2 protein-coding genes are annotated in these 732 nt (G+C 36.7%); both read right to left on the bottom strand.

The window, feature by feature from the left end:
* On the bottom strand, positions 1–459 hold a 459-nt coding region (gene hisH / locus DMP16_RS10480), incomplete at its 3' end, for an imidazole glycerol phosphate synthase subunit HisH (protein ID WP_143577245.1).
* Positions 456–732, bottom strand: a 277-nt coding sequence (hisE, locus tag DMP16_RS10475) for a phosphoribosyl-ATP diphosphatase (protein ID WP_143577244.1), incomplete at its 5' end; no start/stop codon positions are given. The genes hisH and hisE, both read right to left, overlap by 4 nt.

The raw sequence follows: 732 nt of genomic DNA, 5'->3' as shown, positions 1-732 counted from the left end.
TATTTTTTCACTATCTGGAGTATAGGCAACATAACTGTGAACATAATAAACGTATTTACCCTCCAAACCTTCTGATAGCTCACAGCCTTCATTGGCTTTATAAACCAAATCCCAGCCAATATGTGGTAGTTTAACGTCAGCCTTAATCTTGTCTACAACACCTCTAAACCACCCTAACCCTTTACTTTCTCCACCTTCCGTACCCTTCTCAAACATAATTTGCATACCTAAACATACACCTAGAAAGATATTACCAGATTTCCTTAAGTCATTTAGAAGATCATTATATTTGGATATAAAACTTGATACGGCAGAAAATGCACCTACACCGGGAAGTACGATAATGTCATAACCCTTTAGCGGTTCATTTCTTATTTCTACGTCAAATCCTAGCCTCTTTAACGCTGAAGATATACTATAAAGATTACCTACACCATAATTTATTACTAAAGCCTTCATTTTCTCCTCCTCTCTAACTCTTCATATACCTCATCTGGGGTCACTCCTTCCATTGCCATTAAGACCAGTAAATGGTAAATCAAGTCCGCAATCTCACTTATAAACCTCTCTCTACTTTCCGCTAAGGATGCTACAATTACTTCGACAGATTCTTCTCCTACTTTCCTAGCCACATATCCCTTACCCTTGCTCACAATTTCAACAGTGTAGCTATTATTAGGCTTCTTTTCTATTCTATCCACTATTACTCTATACAATTCATTGATAATTTGA

This window comes from Sulfolobus sp. B1, from assembly GCF_007050195.1.
In the GTDB taxonomy this organism is placed as follows: domain Archaea; phylum Thermoproteota; class Thermoprotei_A; order Sulfolobales; family Sulfolobaceae; genus Saccharolobus.
This window is presented reverse-complemented; position numbering and strand designations above follow the sequence as displayed.